Source organism: Saccharopolyspora pogona (assembly GCF_014697215.1).
Classification (GTDB): domain Bacteria; phylum Actinomycetota; class Actinomycetes; order Mycobacteriales; family Pseudonocardiaceae; genus Saccharopolyspora; species Saccharopolyspora hattusasensis.
The window spans coordinates 8,141,189-8,159,018 of sequence record NZ_CP031142.1 but is presented as its reverse complement, the minus strand read 5'-3'; the positions used below and the strand labels follow the sequence as shown (position 1 = coordinate 8,159,018).

The following is a 17,830-nucleotide window of genomic DNA, read 5'->3' as shown; positions in this document are numbered from 1 at the left end:
CCGTGCGAGCCGGCCGCGTGGCGGTGCCACCTGTGGATCTGCCGCGGCCCCGGACAGCAGAACGCGGGCTTCCGGAACCCTTTGCCGGGTTCGGCGGAAGCCCGCGTGCGCGCAGCTTCAGCCCTCGGTGACGAACGGGCTGGAGGCGACTTCGGTGCCGTCCTTCAGCGTGGTGATCTCGAAGTCGCTGAACACGTTCGGCACGGCCTTCTGCAGTTGGCGGAGGCACTCGATGGCGAGGGCGCGGATCTCGACGTCGGCCTGCTCGGACGCGCGCATCGCGACGAAGTGCCGCCACGCCCGGTAGTTGCCGGTCACCACGATCCGGGTCTCGGTGGCGTTGGGCAGCACCGCGCGGGCCGCCTGCCGCGCCTGCTTGCGGCGCAGCGTCGCCTTCGGCTCGTCGGCGAACTTCTCCTCCAGCGCGGCGAGCAGCTCGGTGTAGGCCGCGACGCTGGCCTCGGCGGCCGCCACGAACTTCTCGTGCAGCTCTGGGTCCTGGGCGATGACGTCCGGCTCGACCATCGCGGCGTTGCGCTCCGGCACGTACCGCTGCGACAGCTGCGAGTAGGAGAAGTGCCGGTGCCGGATCAGCTCGTGGGTCAGCGAGCGGGACATCCCGGACAGGTAGAAGGACACGGAGCCGTGCTCCAGCACGGACAGGTGTCCAACCTCGAGGATGTGCCGCAGGTAGCCGGCGTTGGTGGCGGTGGCCGGGTTCGGCTTGCGCCACGACTGGTAGCACGCGCGACCGGCGAACTCGGCCAGCGCCTGCCCGCCGTCGGCGTCGGTCGACCAGTCCACGTCCTCCGGCGGGAAGAACTCGGTCTTGCCGATCAGCTGCACTTTCGGCCGCACGATCTCGGTCACGACGGGCGGGCCCCTTTCCTGCTCTGCACGGCGGTCGGCGACTGCCGCGAACGACTCCCCAATGTGTGCATCGAGCGTAACCGGCGGACCCGACAAGATCCCATGACGCCAGTTGACACCATCGGGTCATTGAATGACGCCATTCATGCCGTCATAGTGGTGTCATGGATCTGAGCCCTTACATCGAACAGCTTCGCGAGGACCTGACCGCCGCGGCCTCCGCCGGCGACGAGCAGACCCGGCAGACCGCGGCGGCGCTGTCCGGCGCGATCGAGCCGGCCGCGCGGCTGGCGATCATGAACGCACTGTCCGACCTGGCAGCGGAGGTGACGACCCAGCTGGACGGCCAGGTCGTCGACATCCGCCTCGACGGCCGCGACGTCAGGGTGGTGGTCAGCGGCGGCACCACGCCACCCACGGTGGACGACGAAGCGGAGCCACCGCCACCCCCGCCGACCGGCGAGAGCGGTGATATAAGCCGCATCACGCTGCGCCTGCTGGAAGAGATAAAGACGCAGGCCGAACAGGCCGCCTCGAGCCAGGGCGTGTCGCTGAACACCTGGGTCGCCCAGGCGGTCCAGGGCGCGCTGCACACCGGGCGTCCGCGCGGCCCGTGGGACCACCCCGGGCACGGGCGCGGCCGACCGTGGGGACCGCCCGGCGGCGGCCCGCGCGGGCGGTGGCGCGGCGAACCCGGCTCGCGAGTGCGCGGCTGGGTGGAAGGCTGAGAGGAGGTATCACGATGGCGAACGACGAGACCACGGGCAACGGCCCGGCAGAGCCCGAGGACCGGCCGGGCGCGGAGGAGCGGTTGGCCGAACTGGTGCGCAGCCAGGACTTCGACACCGGCGGGCCGATCCGCATCGACATCGGCAACAGCCTGGGGCCTGTCGTGGTCGAGTTGGCCGAAACCGCGACCACCCACGTCGAGGTCCGGCATGACCCCGGCGCCAGTGGGCCGGACTGGCGCAGCGGCCTGACCGGGCTGCTGAGCTGGGTCACCGAGCAGTTCGGCGAGGCGGGGATCCGCACCGGCGGCGACGCCGAGCGCGGTCGCGGGCCGCAGGAGCCGGTCTCCGAGGCCGTGCGGCGGACGCGGATCGACCTCACCGGCAACCGGCTCGCCGTCCGAACCCCGGCCAACGCGCCGCTGCGCAGCATCCCGCTGGCGGTCAAGGTGCGCGCCCCGCTCGACTCCGAGGTGGGTGTGCATTCCAGCTCCGGCGAGGTGCACGTGACCGGCGCGGCCGGGCGGGTCAGTATCCAGGCCGGTTCCGGCACCGTGTGGGTCGAGCGGGCCACGGATCGGGCCACGGTCCGGACCGGTTCCGGCCAGCTACGACTCGGCACGATGGCCGGCGGCGTGCACGCGCGCAGCGGCAGCGGCGACGTCGAGATCAGCGCGATCGAGGCGGCGTCGTCCGTCGCCACCGGCAGCGGCGACGTTTGGCTGGGCACCGTGTCCGGCGACGTGATGGTGCGTTCGGGCAGCGGCGATCTGACGGTCGCGGACGCAACTGCCGGGCAGGTCGAGCTGATCACCGGTTCCGGCGAGCTGCAGGTGTCGATTCACCGCGGAACCGCGGCGGAGGTCGACCTCACCTCGTCCACCGGCACCGCGAGCAGCGACCTGGCGGTGTCCGAAGAACCTCCCGAGAAGGAGCCGAAGTTGCAGATCTTCGGCCGCACAGGAACAGGTGATGCCGTTTTGACAACCGCTACATGAGGCCGGGCGTCTGCTCCGAAGTGGTGTCGCTGGATCGGCCGGGAGCCAGCCGATCCAGCGACACCGCCAGGCTGAGCATTGAGGCCGATCAGGCCCCGGTGGCGTACTTGTGTGGAGTCAGCATCGCTTGCGCGTCGATGCCGCCGAACCACAGGCCGATCAGGAACGCGGTGATGGCTTCCAGCAGTGCCGCACGTTCAAGCCGACCGCCGTCGGCGGGTTCGCAGCCGATGTCGGTTACCAACGACCGGACGGTTGCGACCGCGTCGGGGTTGTCCCCGCACAGCGGAACGATCAGCGGTCGGCCGTCGAAAGCCGGTGGGGTCAAACGCCAAACGGACTCGTGGCAGGTGTTGAAGGCCTTGACGACGTGGGCCCCGACTGCCTGGGCTGCGATCTGTTCGGCCATCGACGTGCCAGCGGGGAGATCGAGGACGAAGCGATCGGAAACGACCGCATTCGTGCAGTCGATCAACACCTTGCCGCGCAAGGCCCCGGCCTCGGCTCCAGCGGTGGACAGGACGTCGGCGACCGCCGAGTGCAGCACGGCGACGAGGACGACATCGCCGAACTCGACGGCTTCCGCAAAGGTTCCGCTCTGCGCCGACGACCCGAGCCGCTCCGCGAGCCCACGCGTCTTCGCCGGGTCGCGACCGCTCACCAACACTTGGTGACCGGCTCGCGTCCACTATGTACCGAAAGCATCGGCCATGTTCCCAGCGCCCAGAATCCCAATCCGCATAGAACTCCTCCCGCCTTCGCCTGACTGCTCCGCTTGGATGCCGTTCCGACCCTATGGGGCCCGATAGCTACCAAACGGTGCCTGACGACGGGGCAAGATGGGCCCTTGGCAGGTGAGGAGAAGCCGATGACCGAGGTACCCGGGGCATTTCCCGCGAACAACGAGTTCCTCGCCGACTGCCGCGCGCGGTTGACCTTCGACCTGTTGTCCAACACGAGGAACCCGGTGGTCGTCTGGGCGCTTCGCAAGGGGCCGTTGCGCCCGATCGACTTGCGGCGGCGCGGATCGGCGGGATCTGCACCAAGGTGCTTTCCGAAACGCTGCGCCGGCTCCAGTACAACGGCCTGGTCGACAGGTGCACCTACCGGGAAGCTCCGCCGCGGGTCGAGTATCGGCTCACCGAGCTGGGCGAGAGCCTGCTCAGCCCGATCGAGGCGCTTGGCGAATGGGGATTTCGCCACGGCGACGAAGTCATGGCAGCGCAAGAAGAACACGACCGCGCGGAAGGCACCCGCGCGAGCTGAACGCACCGCTCACGAGGCCGCCGCCCCGCACGGTCACCGATCTGCCGCGCGCGTGGTCGCGGTCAGCGGCTGGGCGCGCGGAGGGGCTTGGCCAGGTCTCCCCTGCCGCCGATGACAACGTCATCGAGGTCCAGCCACGACGCCATGTCGCGCAGCGCGGCGGACAGTTCCGACACCACCTCGCCCGCATCGCGGCCGGGTTCGAGGAACGCGCCGGGTACCCGGAGCACGCCTGTGGCCCGGTCGGCCTTCAGATCGACGCGGGCCACCAATTCGCCGTTGAGGAGGAACGGGAAGACGTAGTAGCCGTACTGCCGTTTGGGTTCGGGCACGTAGATCTCGATGCGGTAGCGGAACTCGAAAAGCCGTTCGGCACGGGAACGTTCCCAGATCAGCGGGTCGAACGGGCAGAGCAACGCACGGCCGGTGATCTTCCTGGGGATGCGGGCCGCCGCGTAGCGGTACGCGGGCTGCCGCCAGCCGTGCACCGCGACCGGCTCCAGCACGCCGTCCTCGACGAGCTCGGCCACGGCCTGCTGGGACTGCGCGGGCGAGAGTCGGTAGTAGTCCCGCAGATCCGGTTCGGTGGCGACGCCGAGCGCGTGCGCGGAACGCTCGACCAGTGCGCGGATCGCTTCGTCGTCCTCCGGCTCGTGCGCGAGCACGTGCGCGGGCAGCACGCGTTCGGGTAGGTCGTAGAGCCGTTCGAAGCCGCGCCGGGTGCCGGTGGTCAGCTCGCCCATCGCGAACAGCAGCTCGCAGGCCCGTTTCGTATCGGTGCGGTTCCACCAGGGACCGCGCCCCTGGCGTTCACCGCCGCCGAGTTCGCGTTCCAGGCTGCCCGCGCCGATCGGCCCGAGTTCCTTGACCGCGGTCAGCACGTCGTCGACCAGCTGCGGCGAGCGTTCCAGCAGTTCGCGGCCCCGCTGCCGCCAGGCACCGCCGTAGTCCCGCATCCGCCACCGCAGCAGCGGCCAGTCCTCGACCGGGATGAGCGAGGCTTCGTGCGCCCAATACTCGACCAGCAGCCGCGGTTGGCGCGCCCGGTGCGACCAGGCCGCCGCGTCGAGGAGCTCCGGTGCGTAGCCGCCGAGTCGGCTGAACAGCGGCATGTAGTGGGCTCGGACGGCCACGTTGACCGAGTCGAGCTGCAGCAGTTTGGTGCGGGCCAGAGCGCGCTGCAGGTGTCGGCGTGTCACCTCGCCGCGCGGCGGTGGGTCGGCGAAGCCCTGGGCTGCGACGGCCAGTCGGCGTGCGGTGGCGCGGCTCATGGTCTGCACCCGGCAGATCGTGCCAGCAATCCCCGACAGCCGGATCACCACCGAGCAACGACGCCCGGTAGTTGGAGCGAACGGCCCATTTGCTCGCCCTGGAGCCTGTTGCGGTTTCGGCGAAAACGGCTGAACCGAAGTACCAAATCGGTCTCGATCGCCGCCGTTCGTCCGCCAGTGGCCATCTCGGCCGTGATCGATCGATCACGATCCGTGGTGGGCGTAATTTTGCAACAGACTCCCTGGCGGGTCGAACAGGCCGTTCGCCCCACCCAGATCCGGCACGGAGGCGAACCTCGGCAACTCCTGCGGAAGGCTGGCGGCTTCCTGAACGGTCCCACCGGCCGGTTAAGCGATCGGCCGGACACGTTAGGTTGTCGCCATGGCCGATGCCGACGTGCGGGAAGCGGTGCCGTCCGATGCCGCGGAGATCGCTCGCATCCAGCTGACGACGTGGCGCACCGCCTTCAGCGAACTGTTGCCGGCGGAGGTGCTGGACGGGCTCGACGGCGCGGCGACCGAGCAGGAGTGGCACCAGACCCTGACTGGCGGGCCCGCCTCGGTGCTGGTCGCGACGGAGGGCCAGTGGATCGTGGGGTTCTGCGCGGCCGGTCCCGCCCCGGAAGCCGAGGCGTCTGCGGCCAACGGCACTCCGCCGCCCGATGCGGCCACGGTCGCGCTGGTCAGCGCGCTACTGGTGGAACCACGCTGGGGGCGACGCGGTCACGCCGGGCGGCTGCTCGGCGCGATGGCGAAGCGGCTCGCCGAGGGCGGGGCCACGCGGGGCATCACGTGGGTGCCGGAGGCCGACACCGCGTCTATGGCGTTCTTCCGCAGCGCGGGCTGGGCACCGGACGGTACGGTACGCACGTTGGACGCCGGGGGACGGCCGTTGCGGGAGTTGCGGTTGTCGAGCCCGATTGAATTGCAGTTCGAGGATCGATGAACTCGGGCGACGCTCGCTCGTTCCCGGCGAACGCTGGTTGTTAGTCTCTCCGCCAACTGGGGTTCAAGCGCGCTGGGAGCGATCGTGCTGGCCGTGATCGGTTTGCTGTCCACCACCTTCGGAGTGTCGGTGGCCTCGGCGCTGCTCCCGTTGATCAGCGTCGAACTGTTCGCGATCGGGCTGGTGCTCAACGGCACGGATATCCCGTGGTGGCTGTTGGCGCTGGTCATCGCCGGTGGCCAGATCGCCGGAAAGCTGCTGCACTTCTACGCGGCGCGCGGCGCGATCCGGCTGCCCAGGCTGTTCCGGCGCAAGGACGGCGAGCGCGAGCAGAAGGGCCGCTGGCGCGAGTGGTTGGAGAAGTTCCGGTCGAACTGCCAGCAGCGGCCGGTGTGGACTGGCGCGGTGTTGCTGATCAGCGCGGCCGCGAGCCTGCCGCCGTTCGCCGCGATCGCGGTGATCGCGGGTTGGGCGAAGGTCCCGCTGGCCATGTTCGTGGTCACGGGCTTCATCGGGCGTTTCGTCCGGTTCGGCGCGCTCGCGATCGCTCCGGGCGTCGTCGTCGGTTGGCTGTGAACCCCGACTCCGATCGATGACCGCGGGGAAATCTGGTCGTGACGCGGCATTCGCGACCTTGCCGAGGCCCCCGCCCAGCGATCCCGGCAGCTTCCGCACGTCCGGAACCACCGTGTCGGCGATGTTCTCGTCACCGGCCCAGACAAGCAGCATTCCTTGCGCTTGCCGTCGGACTGCGACTTCTCCAACGCGCTTTTCACCACGCGGTTGGTGACGGTGCAGTCCTTACCATCGGCGCCTTTCACGGGATTGCGTCGAAACTTCGACATCCGCATAGGCGTCCTGGACGGTTAGCGTGACCTCGCCGACCGCCAGCGCAACGGCGGCCAGCCCGGTGGACAGTCTGCGATCGGACCGGAGAGAACCCGTGTTGGCTCGCTGGGCCCGGTTCCGCGAAAGGAGAGTTCTAGCGAACGCAACAGAGAGCGCTGGCCTGCAGCACCAAATCGACATGCAGGCGAACCACGAAAGTGGCGAACCTTGACATGGCAGAAATAATCAGAATTGCGGGTAACTCTGTCAATGGCCGAACCACTTGGTGAGATCGCCGGACGATCGTTACCCGGAGAAGCGCAGCACGCGTCCGCGTTCACCCGAAGAGCAGTAGAGGGGTTAACACGGTATCTCAACTTTGCCGCCGTTGCGCGCATTTCGTTCCGGAGACCAGCCACCTTCCGCTGAAGAAAGATTGCCACACCGAGCGAGAGAGGTTCGAGCGCTTTGTCCATTTCGGCCTGAGGACGCAGACCCGGGTAGCGGGATCTGCACGCCCCGCGAGTCCTTCAGCGCAGCGAAACCCGCGTCACTCGGCGGATTCCGCGCGTTCGAGTTCGATCGCGCGGCGCATCGCCTTGCGGCCGCGGTTGCGGTCACCGGCCAGGTCGTAGGCCTGCGCCAGTGCGAACCAGCGGCGCCAATCCTGCGGCGCTGCTTCGAGTTCAGCCTGCTTCTCGTCGAAGTAAGCGTCGGCCGCCTCCCGCTCCACGCGGCCGGAGGGGCGGCGCGGCAGGTGCGAGACGTCCGGCAAGGCGTCCTCATCGTAGAGCCGCTGCGCGAGCCGCTCGGTACTCACCCCGAACCGCAGCTGGTCGACGACCAGCACGGCGCCGAGCACCGGCAGCACGAAAACCGCCACCCCGAGGGCGATGAACACCGGCTGCCCGCTGGTGATCATGGTGACCGCGCGGCCACCCATCAGTACCAGGTACACCAGCAGCACGGTCGCGACCACGAACGCGGACGTCCGCGGGTTCATCAGCTTGCGCCGCTCGGCCACTCAGATCCCCAGCAGCACGTCGAGGCCGACGGTCAGGCCCGGCCGGGCGCCCACCTCGCGGATGGAGAGCAGCACCCCGGGCATGAACGAGCGGCGGTCGTAGGAGTCGTGCCTGATGGTCAGGGTCTCCCCCTCGGTGCCGAACAGCACCTCCTGGTGCGCGACGAGACCGGTCATCCGCACCGAGTGCACCCGGACGCCGTCGACGTCCGCGCCGCGGGCGCCGTCGAGCTCCTTGGTCGTCGCATCCGGCGCCACACCCAGGCCCGCCTCGGCGCGCGCCTGGGCGATCACCTCAGCGGTGCGCGCGGCGGTGCCCGACGGGGCGTCGGCCTTCTTCGGGTGGTGCAGTTCGACGATCTCCACGGACTCGAAGAACTTCGCGGCCAGCTCGGCGAACCGCATCGACAGGACCGCGCCGATCGCGAAGTTCGGCGCGACCAGCACGCCGACCTCCGGCCGGTCGGCCAGCCAGGAACGAACGGTGTCCAGTTCCGGGGCACCGAGCCCGCTGGTGCCGACGACCACGTGGATGCCGTGCTCGACGCAGAACCGGATGTTGTCGAGGACCGCGTCGGGGTGGGTGAGATCGACGGCGACCTGTGCGCCGCCCTTGACCAGCCCGGTCAGGCTGTCCTCGCGGTTGATCGCGGCGACCAGTTCGGTGTCGGGGGCCTCTCCGACGGCGCGAACCGCCTCGGATCCCATCCGCCCGCGGGCACCCAGGACGCCGACCTTGATCGGGCTGTTCACGTGACGACTACCTTCCCACCTCGACGTCGAAGCCACCTCGGAGTCTATGCAGCTCAGCTGCACAATCCGCGTCCGGGTACCGCACGCCGATGATCTGGAGCGAACGGACCGGTCACGCCGCTAGACGACGCAAACGGTCCGTTCGCTCCACGTCACACCCCGTCGGGCAGATCCGCCGGCGAGTCGTACGGCCCGACGATGGTGGTGGTGAGCGGGCGCCGCAGGAGCTCGGCAGCCAGCTCCGCCACCTCCGCCGCGGTGACCGCGTCGATGCGCTCCAGGGTTTGCTCGACCGTGAAGTGCCTGCCGTAGTTGAGCTCGGTCTTGCCGATCCGGCTCATCCGCGAGGCGCTGTCCTCCAGACCGAGCACCAGGCCGCCGCGCAGCTGCCCGCGGCCGCGCTCCACCTCGTCCTCGGTCAGCCCGTCGGCCGCGACACCGGCCAGCACGCCGCGGATAACCGTCGCGACCTCGCCGAGCCTGTCCGGGGTGCAGCCCGCGTACACCGAGAACGTCCCGGCGTCGGAGTACGCAGTGGTGGTCGAGTACACCGAGTAGGCCAGGCCCCGCCGCTCGCGGACCTCCTGGAACAGCCGCGAGCTCATGCCGCCGCCCAGCGCCGCGTTGAGCACCCCGAGCGCGAACCGGCGCTCGTCGTGGCGGTTGAAGCCGCGGCAGCCCATCAGCAGATGCGCCTGCTCGGTGTCGTCCGTCTGCAGCGCCAGCGGCTGCTGCTTCGGCAACCGGGCCCGGCCCATGCGCGGCGGAGCGGGCTGCACCTCGCCGTCCAGCCGGTCGCCGAGCGCCTTGCGGAGCAGCCGCAGCACGCGGCCGTGGTCGACGTTCCCGGCCGCGGCGACGACCATCTTCGGCATCTCGTAGCTGCGCCGGTAGAAGCCGTGCACCCGGGCCCGGGTCATGTTCGCGATTGAGTCCTCGGTGCCCAGCACCGAGCGGCCGAGCGGGTGGTCGCCCAGCACGGCCGAGGTGAACAGCTCGTGCAGCAGGTCCTCGGGGTCGTCGTCGCGCATCGCGATCTCCTCCAGGACCACGCTGCGCTCGACGTCCACATCGGACTTCGCGTTCAGCGCGTCGAAGACCACGTCGCAGAGCATGTCGATGGCCAGCGGCAGGTCCCGGTCCAGCACGTGCGCGTAGTAGCAGGTGTGCTCCTTGGACGTGAACGCGTTCAGCTCGCCGCCGACCGCGTCGATCTCCTGCGCGATGTCCACCGCGGTGCGCTTGGCGGTGCCCTTGAACAGGAGGTGCTCCAGGTAGTGCGCGGCGCCTGCCTGCGGCCGCCCCTCGTCGCGCGAGCCCACCGCGACCCAGATCCCGACGGAGGCCGAACGCACGCCCGGCACGGGTTCGGTGACGACCCGCAGCCCGCCGGGCAGCACCGTGCGGCGCACCGCGACGTCGCCGTTTCGACCGAGGACTCGAGTGGTTCCGGGACGCTGAAGGTGCCCGGCGCGTGTCTGCTTCTGCTTCATGTTCCTTTTTAAAAGTGTGCGGTCGTTTTACGTAGCGGTGCGGGTAGCGGCCCCCTGCGGGAGTTACCGTCGCCCCTCGGTCCGGGATCCCCGACTCATGTATGACCAATACGCCACGCTGGGGCAGGTCCTCCCAGAGGAGCCCTTCGGGGCGGGCACAGCCTGAGAACCCGCGGCGGTGCCAGTTGCGTGCGTGCAAGAGCGGCTGACGCCGCTTGCCTGACGCCAACGTCGAAGTTGAACACGTCGCCACACCCCTGAACCGCACGAGTTCCAAACCACCCAAGACGATACGGCCCGCCCCGGGAGTCCGGGACGGGCCGCATCGAACTGTGCGTTTTCCGATCACTGCGCCGGGGTCTCGGCCTCCGGCTCGGCCTCCGGCTTGGCCTCGCCCTCGGCCTCGTCATTGACCAGCACCAGGCTGATCTTGCCGCGGCTGTCGATGTCGGCGATCTCCACGCGCAGCTTGTCGCCGACGTTCACCACGTCCTCGACCTTGCCGATGCGCTTGCCGTTGCCCAGCTTGGAGATGTGCACCAGGCCGTCCTTGCCCGGCAGCAGCGAGACGAACGCACCGAAGGCCGCGGTCTTGACCACGGTGCCCAGGAAGCGCTCGCCGACCTTCGGCAGCTGCGGGTTCGCGATGGCGTTGATCTTTTCGATCGCGGCCTCCGCGGACGGGCCGTCGGCGGCACCGACGTAGATCGTGCCGTCGTCCTCGATGGTGATCTCCGCGCCGGTCTCCTCGGTGATCGAGTTGATCATCTTGCCCTTCGGGCCGATGACCTCGCCGATCTTGTCCACCGGGATGCTGATGGAGGTCACCCGCGGGGCGTGCGGGCTCATCTCGTCGGGCTTGCCGATCGCCTCGGCCATCACCTCGAGGATGGTGAACCGGGCGTCGCGGGCCTGGCCGAGCGCCTGGGCCAGCACCTCGGACGGGATGCCGTCGAGCTTGGTGTCCAACTGCAGGGCGGTCACGAAGTCCTTCGTGCCGGCGACCTTGAAGTCCATGTCGCCGAAGGCGTCCTCGGCACCGAGGATGTCGGTCAGCGCCACGTAGTGGGTCTGACCGTCGACCTCGTCGGAGACCAGGCCCATCGCGATGCCGGCCACCGGCGCCTTCAGCGGCACACCCGCGTTCAGCAGCGACAGCGTCGAAGCGCAAACCGAGCCCATCGAGGTGGACCCGTTGGAGCTCAGCGCCTCGGAGACCTGCCGGATCGCGTACGGGAACTCCTCGCGCGACGGCAGCACCGGCATCAGCGCCCGCTCGGCCAGCGCACCGTGGCCGATCTCGCGCCGCTTCGGGCTGCCGACCCGGCCGGTCTCACCGGTCGAGTAGGGCGGGAAGTTGTAGTGGTGCATGTACCGCTTCGTCGTCTCCGGGGACAACGAGTCTATGGTCTGCTCCAGACGCAGCATGTTCAGCGTGGAGACACCCAGGATCTGGGTCTCGCCGCGCTCGAACAGCGCCGAGCCGTGGGCCCGCGGGATCACGCCGACCTCGGCGGACAGGCTGCGGATGTCGGTCAGCCCGCGGCCGTCGATGCGGACCTGGTCGCGGATGATCCGCTGGCGCACCAGCTTCTTGGTCAGCGACCGGAACGCGGCGCCGATCTCCTTCTCGCGGCCCTCGAACTGCTCGCCCTCGCCGGTGCCGGCCTTCTCCAGCACCGCCGCCTTGATCTCGTCGAGGCGGTTCTCCCGCTCCTGCTTGCCGGCGATCTTCAGCGCCTCGGCGAGCTCACCGGAGACGGCCTGCTCGACAGCAGTGAAGGCGTCCTCGGCGTAGGCCGGGAACACCGGGAACTCCTGGATGGCCTTGGCCGCGGCCTGCGCGAGCTGCTGCTGCGCCTGGCACAGGGTCCGGATGAATGGCTTCGCGGCCTCCAGACCGGCGGCGACGACCTCCTCGGTCGGCGCCTGCGCACCACCGGCAACCAGCGCGACGGTCTTATCGGTGGCCTCGGCCTCGACCATCATGATCGCCACGTCGTCGCCGACGATGCGGCCCGCGACGACCATGTCGAACACGGCCCGCTCCAGCTGTTCGTGGGTCGGGAAGGCCACCCACTGGCCGTCGGTCAGCGCCATCCGGGTGCTGCCGATCGGGCCGGAGAACGGCAGACCGGACAGCTGGGTGGACGCCGACGCGGCGTTGATCGCCAGCACGTCGTAGAGGTCGCCCGGCGCCAGGCTCATCACCGTGACGACGACCTGGACCTCGTTGCGCAGGCCGTCCACGAAGGACGGGCGCAGCGGCCGGTCGATCAGCCGGCAGGTCAGGATCGCGTCGGTGGACGGGCGGCCCTCGCGGCGGAAGAACGAGCCGGGGATGCGGCCCGCGGCGTACATCCGCTCTTCGACGTCGACGGTCAGCGGGAAGAAGTCGAAGTGCTCCTTCGGCTGCTTGGACGCCGTGGTGGCGGACAGCAGCATGGTGTCGTCGTCGAGGTAGGCGACGACACTGCCGGCGGCCTGTTTGGCCAGTCGGCCTGTCTCGAACCGGACGGTCCGGGTGCCGAACGCGCCGTTGTCCAGCACCGCGGTCGCCTCGTACACGCCCTCATCGATCTGGGGTTCAGTCAAGGTTGACTCCTCGGGTTCACGAGGCCCACGGCAGGAGCATCCGGATCGTGGTCCGACGAGGCCGGCCATCGATCGAAGCCCCCGGGAACGTCTGTTGCGACGACTTGCCCGGCAGCCACTACCGAGGACCGGCGGACGCCTGTCCGGTGCGTGCCACCGTGAGCGCTCTTCAGTTGCGACGGCGCCGGGCGCCGTCCGTCTTTCATGCACCGGGGGGAGCGGCCCGTTGGCCGCTCCCCCCGGTTTTCGTCAACGACGCAGACCGAGTCGCTGGATCAGCGAACGGTAGCGTTCGATGTCCACCTTGGTCAGGTAGTTGAGCAGCCGGCGGCGGCGGCCGACCATCAGCAGCAGGCCACGACGCGAGTGGTGGTCGTGCTTGTGCTGCTTGAGGTGCTCGGTCAGCCCGGTGATCCGCTTGGTCAGCAGGGCCACCTGGGCCTCCGGCGAACCGGTGTCGCCGTCCTTCAGGCCGTACTCGGCCAGGATCTGCTTCTTGTCTTCAGTGGACAACGCCACGAGTTGACTCTCCTTCGATGTCCCGTGTCAGCTGCACCAGACCAGCCGGTCGGGTAGCGGGTCGATGCAAAGTCGACCGGATTCGGCCACCACGGACTGCAGCCGTTCCACAGGCCAGGATAACAGGGAGGACTGCTACTACCGGGTTCGCCCGCGCTTAGCCCGGCGTCTCGCGCGTCACCGCGACGCGGTGCACCGTCCGGTACTCGTGACCGCCTTCCCGCAGGTCACTGCGCACCACGGCCAGCTCGCGCGACTGCCACCAGGGGCCCGCGTAGCCGGCGAACAGCCCGGGCAGCAGCTCCCGATCGGCGCGCCCGGCGGCCCATCGAGCGATGGTGAGGTGCGCTGTGTAACCGCGCGGATCGCCCCCGGCCGCGCGCACCAGCGCGCACAGCGCGGCGTCGTCGGAATCGGTGCCCGGCTCGACGCCGATCCACAGCACGCCGCGGAACGTTCCAGCACCGGCCAGCCGGAGCTGCGGCGGCGCCGGGTCGGCCTCCAGCAGGCGGGCGACGCGGTGGTCCAGTCTCTCGATCACATACTGCTGGTCGGCGTCGTCGCCGTGGAAGCGCAGCGTCAGGTGCCAGCGCTGCGAAGGCGTGAAGCGGAACTTGCGCAGTCCAGCGGTGGCCTCGGCCACTAGGTCCGGGCGGAACCTGTCGACTGCCGACGCCAGGTGCCGCACCGCCTCTTCCGACGGCCACAACGCGGTGAACAGACGCATGCTCCCCAGTGTCCGTGCGATTTCAATGGAAATCGACCCGCCGACTTCTATGAGCGTTTTCCAGCCGCTTCATGCGTTGCGGTGCGGGTAGCGGAACCTCAGCAGCGGTGCGAGCTGCGATGGTGGGCCATGCGCCTTCGGCGCATGCGACGAACTCGCGTCGTGAACTTCAGGCGTCGCGGCTGCGGATCGGCCAGGATGAGAAACCCCAATGGAAATCGCATCCAGGGAAGTGGTCAGTCTCCGTCGGCGGCGCGGCGGAGCAGCTGCGCCAGCGCCGGGTAGCGACCTTCGAGCAGCGACGCCGCCGCCTCCAGTTCGCCGGGCTTGGCCACCTCGCGCAGCACCGGCCAGGCGGCTTCCTCGCCGTTGGCTGCGTGCATGACCGGGAGGTTGTCGCGCCCCACCGACGGTTGCGACTGCCGGACGTCCTCCAGGGCCTGCTTGATCGCGTCCGACTCGCCCGCGGTGACCCCGGGGATGAGCACCTTGCGCTCCAGCATCACGAGCCGCGCCAGCACCGACGGGTTGCCGATCTTGGCGCGGCGCCCGCTCATCACCTGGCTGAGCATCGGCGCGCTGATCCCGAGGACCTCGGCGAGCTGGGCCTGCGAGATGCGGAACGCAACGACCAGGCGGCGCACCCGGTCCCCCAGCGGCTCGCCGTACCACTGCCGCTGCAGCTCCAGGTTCCGCTGGACGTTGCTGCTCTCCGTCACCTTCGCTCCCCCCGTGTCGGCGCCGGCCCGGCCGCGTACGGCTGCTGGTCCGGCTGTGGATACTGCCAGGTCACCGGCCCGGCGCGGACGGGAATCCGAAATATGTTCCGCTCGCGGTGCGCCAGGCAGCCGACGCGACTGCCCCGTTCGGGGGACCGGCCTGCCGGATCTCACCCGTTCGCCCCCAGGATGCGCCGGGTTTCGGCGACGTCCTGGTGCATCTGATCGATCAGCGCGTCGACCGTGTCGTAGCGCTCCATCGACCGCAGGCGCTGCACGAAGTCCAGGTCGACGTGCTCGCCGTAGAAGTCGGCGTCGACGTCCAGCACGTACGCCTCGACGGTGCGCTCGGTGCCGGAGAAGGTCGGATTGCTGCCAACCGACACCGCCGCCGGCAGGGTCTTCCCCTGCTCCTTCGAGCCGCGTCGGCGGTGCGTGAACCACGCCGCGTACACGCCGTCGGCCGGGATCGCCGCGTGCGGCGGGGTGGACAGGTTGGCGGTCGGGAAGCCGAGTTCCTTGCCCCCGCGCCCGGCGCCGCGCACCACGATGCCCTCCAGCCGGTGGTAGCGGCCCAGCGCGGAGGCGGCCGCGACGACGTCGCCGGCGTCGATGCAGGAGCGAATGTAGGTCGAGGAGAAGGTCACCGAAGTTCCGTCCGCGTCATCGGAGCGCTGCACCGGCCCGGAGACCAGCGCATCGGATTCGACCTCAAAGCCGAACCGCTCGCCGAGCTTGGCCAGCAGCTCGATGTTGCCGGCCGCCTTGTGGCCGAAGGTGAAGTTCTCGCCGACCACGATCTCCGCCGCGTGCAGCCGCTCCACCAGCATCGCGTGCACGAATTCCTCGGCCGGGATGCGCGAGACCTCGCGGGTGAACGGCAGCACGCAGAAGACATCCACGCCGAGCTGTTCGACGAGTTCGGCGCGCCGCCGCAGGGTGGTCAGCTGCGCCGGGTGACTACCCGGGCGGACCACCTCGGAGGGGTGCGGGTCGAAGGTCATCAGCACGCAGGGCACGTTGCGGCGGCGGGCCTGCTGCACGGCGTGCGCGATCAACTGCTGGTGTCCGCGGTGCACCCCGTCGAAGACACCGATGGTGACCACGCACCGGCCCCAGCCACCGGGGATCTGCTCCAAACCACGCCATCGCTGCACGACCAGGAAGCCTACTGCGCCGCCACCCGGTCGCTGGAACGCCACCGCCCGTGCCGCAGATCACGCGGCACGGGCGGTCGACCGGGACGGGTTGCGCCGAGGCGCGGTGGGCGGGCTTTGCCTTCGAACGCCGGTGCGGCCGGTGCTGGGCGCCGTTGCCGCAGGTCAGGTGTCGTGAGTGCGAGATCCGGTTCTTACCGGTTTTCGCACTCACGACTTACTCGCCGAACTGCGTGACCTTGAGGTCCTGGTTCGCGCACACCCGCATGCTGTTGTCCGCGCCCGCGTTGACCGGCTGCTCCAGGGAGTCGTTGGCGCCGGGCAGGGTGACCGAGACCGCTCCCGGCATGTCGCACCCGCCGTCGTCACCCGACGTCGTCCAGCGGATAAGGAAGGACGCGCGCGCCTTCTCGCCGTAGCCGTCCAGCCGCATCTTCCCGGTTCCCGGCTCGGAGACCTTCTTGATGTTGATCCCCGGCAGGACCTTGCCGCCCTCAGAGCCGGCCATCAGCTGCACCTCGGGGTAGCCGTCGAGCACGCATGGGGTCATGTTGTTGCTGTTCTTGGTCAGCGTGAACTGCCCGTAGCTCTCGCCGCCGTCGTACACCTCGTGCGTGGTGAACTTCGCGTCGAAGTCCGACGACTCGCACGCCCGGTCTGTGGTGCTGCTGCCGCCCGAGTCGGTGCTGGCGGAGCCCGTGCTCGGACTGGAGCCGCTCTCCTGCTGACCGTCGCTCGCCTGGATCGGCCGGCTGCCGATCTGAGAGCCGCCGCCGGTGGTCTGCTGCTGCGCCGCCCCGCCTGCCGCACATCCGCTCAGCGCCAAACCCACCGCCAACGCGACGGTCGCCCCGACTACTCGCTTGCGCATGCTGCCCACAACGTCTGCCGTCACTGGTTCGGACTAGTGGGACGAGCAAGCTTCCCGCGAGTTCCAGAAACATGATCCAGATCACCGAAAGCGGTTGCGAATCAAGGGGATTCGTCCGGTTTCGATCAGTTCGCCGGAAGGATCACCAACACCGCCTTCGCGGTCCGGCCGCGGTCGCGGACCAGGGCGACCGCGCGACCGTCCGGATCGAACATCCCGTAGGTGCCCTCGACCCCGGCGGCAGGCACGACCTGGCCGTGGGAGAGGGCCCTGGCGACGGTGGAATCCACGTTGCGGCGCGGAAAAGCGGCCTCGACCGCCTGGTCCAGGCTCATCGACAACCCGGGCTCGGACTCCAACTGCTCCAGGGTGCGCGCCGTGACCAGCCCGAACGGACCGACCCGGGTGCGGCGGAGTTCGGCGAGGTGCCCGCCGACACCGAGCCCGGCGCCTAGGTCCCGCGCCAGCGCGCGCACGTAGGTGCCCGACGAGCATTCGACGAGCACGTCCAGGTCGGTCGTCCGCTCGGTGCGGTGCAGCGCCAGCACATCGAAGCGCGACACCGTGACCGGACGCGCGGCCAACTCCACGCTCTCGCCATTGCGCGCCAGTTCGTAGGCGCGCCGGCCGTTGATCTTCACCGCGCTGACCGCGCTGGGCACCTGCTGGATGTCGCCGGTGAGTTCCGCGATCCCGGCCCGGATCGCCTCCTCATCCACTGCGGACGCGTCCACTTCGGACACCACGTCGCCCTCCGCGTCGTCGGTGGTGGTGGCCGCGCCCAGCCGGATCGTGGCGAGGTAGGCCTTGGTGTCCAGGGCGAGGTGGCCGAGCAGCTTGGTGGCCCGCTCCAGGCCGAGAACCAGCACTCCGGTGGCCATCGGGTCCAGCGTCCCGGCGTGCCCGACGCGGCGAGTGCCCATGATGCGGCGGACCCGCGACACGACGTCGTGCGAGGTCATCCCCGCCGGTTTGTCGATCACCAGCAGGCCGGGCGGAACGGTGGGACGCGTTTTGCGGGAGCGTTCGGACACGAGGCACCATCTTCCCCGACCCGGAGCGGGG

General features: G+C 69.6%; 16 protein-coding genes and 2 pseudogenes. 5 read left to right on the top strand and 13 right to left on the bottom strand.

The genetic code is table 11. From position 1 onward, the window contains the following. Positions 1–117: 117 nt before the first annotated feature. On the bottom strand, positions 118–870 hold the full coding sequence (gene thyX, locus DL519_RS38630) for an FAD-dependent thymidylate synthase (protein WP_190822216.1): 753 nt from the start codon (positions 868–870) through the stop codon (positions 118–120). 164 nt (positions 871–1,034) lie between these two features. Here thyX and DL519_RS38625 point away from each other — a divergent pair, with 164 nt between their 5' ends. Next, positions 1,035–1,598: a toxin-antitoxin system HicB family antitoxin gene (locus tag DL519_RS38625; RefSeq protein WP_190822215.1), complete on the top strand. Its 564-nt coding sequence runs from the start codon at positions 1,035–1,037 to the stop codon at positions 1,596–1,598. Between the two features lie 14 nt (positions 1,599–1,612). Beyond that, entirely contained in the window at positions 1,613–2,596 is a 984-nt protein-coding gene (locus DL519_RS38620; RefSeq protein ID WP_190822214.1) for a DUF4097 family beta strand repeat-containing protein, read from the top strand. Positions 2,597–2,684: 88 nt separating this feature from the next. On the opposite strand, the pseudogene DL519_RS38615 reads toward DL519_RS38620, so the two are convergent. Continuing rightward, a pseudogene (locus DL519_RS38615) lies at positions 2,685–3,269 on the bottom strand (NADPH-dependent F420 reductase); the annotation flags it as partial. Positions 3,270–3,464: 195 nt separating this feature from the next. Between DL519_RS38615 and DL519_RS38610 the strand changes: the two are divergent. After that, a pseudogene (locus tag DL519_RS38610) lies at positions 3,465–3,862 on the top strand (winged helix-turn-helix transcriptional regulator). Positions 3,863–3,924: 62 nt separating this feature from the next. On the opposite strand, the gene DL519_RS38605 reads toward DL519_RS38610, so the two are convergent. After that, positions 3,925–5,133: a winged helix-turn-helix domain-containing protein gene (locus DL519_RS38605; RefSeq protein ID WP_223840030.1), complete on the bottom strand. Its 1,209-nt coding sequence runs from the start codon at positions 5,131–5,133 to the stop codon at positions 3,925–3,927. 382 nt (positions 5,134–5,515) lie between these two features. Between DL519_RS38605 and DL519_RS38600 the strand changes: the two genes are divergently transcribed. Together DL519_RS38600 and DL519_RS38595 are read left to right on the top strand one after the other, a co-directional pair. After that, on the top strand, positions 5,516–6,079 hold the full coding sequence (locus DL519_RS38600; RefSeq protein ID WP_190822213.1) for a GNAT family N-acetyltransferase: 564 nt from the start codon (positions 5,516–5,518) through the stop codon (positions 6,077–6,079). Between the two features lie 84 nt (positions 6,080–6,163). After that, positions 6,164–6,655: a VTT domain-containing protein gene (locus DL519_RS38595; RefSeq protein ID WP_190822212.1), complete on the top strand. Its 492-nt coding sequence runs from the start codon at positions 6,164–6,166 to the stop codon at positions 6,653–6,655. A gap of 802 nt (positions 6,656–7,457) precedes the next feature. On the opposite strand, the gene DL519_RS38590 is transcribed toward DL519_RS38595, so the two are convergent. From DL519_RS38590 to truB, 10 genes are all read right to left on the bottom strand, one after another. After that, entirely contained in the window at positions 7,458–7,910 is a 453-nt protein-coding gene (locus DL519_RS38590; RefSeq protein WP_190824477.1) for a hypothetical protein, read from the bottom strand. 21 nt (positions 7,911–7,931) lie between these two features. Next, positions 7,932–8,684, bottom strand: a complete 753-nt coding sequence (gene dapB, locus DL519_RS38585; protein WP_190822210.1) for a 4-hydroxy-tetrahydrodipicolinate reductase — start codon at positions 8,682–8,684, stop codon at positions 7,932–7,934. 152 nt (positions 8,685–8,836) lie between these two features. Further along, the gene (locus tag DL519_RS38580; RefSeq protein WP_168584852.1) at positions 8,837–10,177 is read right to left on the bottom strand and encodes a M16 family metallopeptidase; all 1,341 of its coding nucleotides are present in this window, start codon (positions 10,175–10,177) and stop codon (positions 8,837–8,839) included. A gap of 345 nt (positions 10,178–10,522) precedes the next feature. Continuing rightward, complete coding sequence (locus DL519_RS38575; protein WP_190822208.1) at positions 10,523–12,772, bottom strand: polyribonucleotide nucleotidyltransferase; 2,250 nt, start codon at positions 12,770–12,772, stop codon at positions 10,523–10,525. Positions 12,773–13,021: 249 nt separating this feature from the next. Continuing rightward, positions 13,022–13,291 (bottom strand): 30S ribosomal protein S15, encoded by a 270-nt coding sequence (rpsO, locus tag DL519_RS38570; protein ID WP_168584854.1) that lies wholly within the window; start codon positions 13,289–13,291, stop codon positions 13,022–13,024. 157 nt (positions 13,292–13,448) lie between these two features. Next, positions 13,449–14,018 carry an RNA 2',3'-cyclic phosphodiesterase gene (gene thpR, locus DL519_RS38565; protein ID WP_190822206.1) on the bottom strand — a complete coding sequence of 190 codons (570 nt, stop codon included), beginning with the start codon at positions 14,016–14,018 and terminating at the stop codon, positions 13,449–13,451. Positions 14,019–14,254: 236 nt separating this feature from the next. Then, positions 14,255–14,737 (bottom strand): helix-turn-helix domain-containing protein, encoded by a 483-nt coding sequence (locus DL519_RS38560; RefSeq protein WP_190822205.1) that lies wholly within the window; start codon positions 14,735–14,737, stop codon positions 14,255–14,257. 170 nt (positions 14,738–14,907) lie between these two features. Further along, on the bottom strand, positions 14,908–15,894 hold the full coding sequence (locus DL519_RS38555; protein ID WP_190824476.1) for a bifunctional riboflavin kinase/FAD synthetase: 987 nt from the start codon (positions 15,892–15,894) through the stop codon (positions 14,908–14,910). A 217-nt stretch (positions 15,895–16,111) separates the two neighbouring features. Then, positions 16,112–16,765: a DUF4232 domain-containing protein gene (locus DL519_RS38550; RefSeq protein ID WP_190822203.1), complete on the bottom strand. Its 654-nt coding sequence runs from the start codon at positions 16,763–16,765 to the stop codon at positions 16,112–16,114. Between the two features lie 125 nt (positions 16,766–16,890). Then, positions 16,891–17,799, bottom strand: coding sequence for a tRNA pseudouridine(55) synthase TruB (gene truB, locus DL519_RS38545; protein WP_190822201.1), 909 nt, complete (start codon positions 17,797–17,799; stop codon positions 16,891–16,893). Positions 17,800–17,830 lie beyond the last annotated feature (31 nt).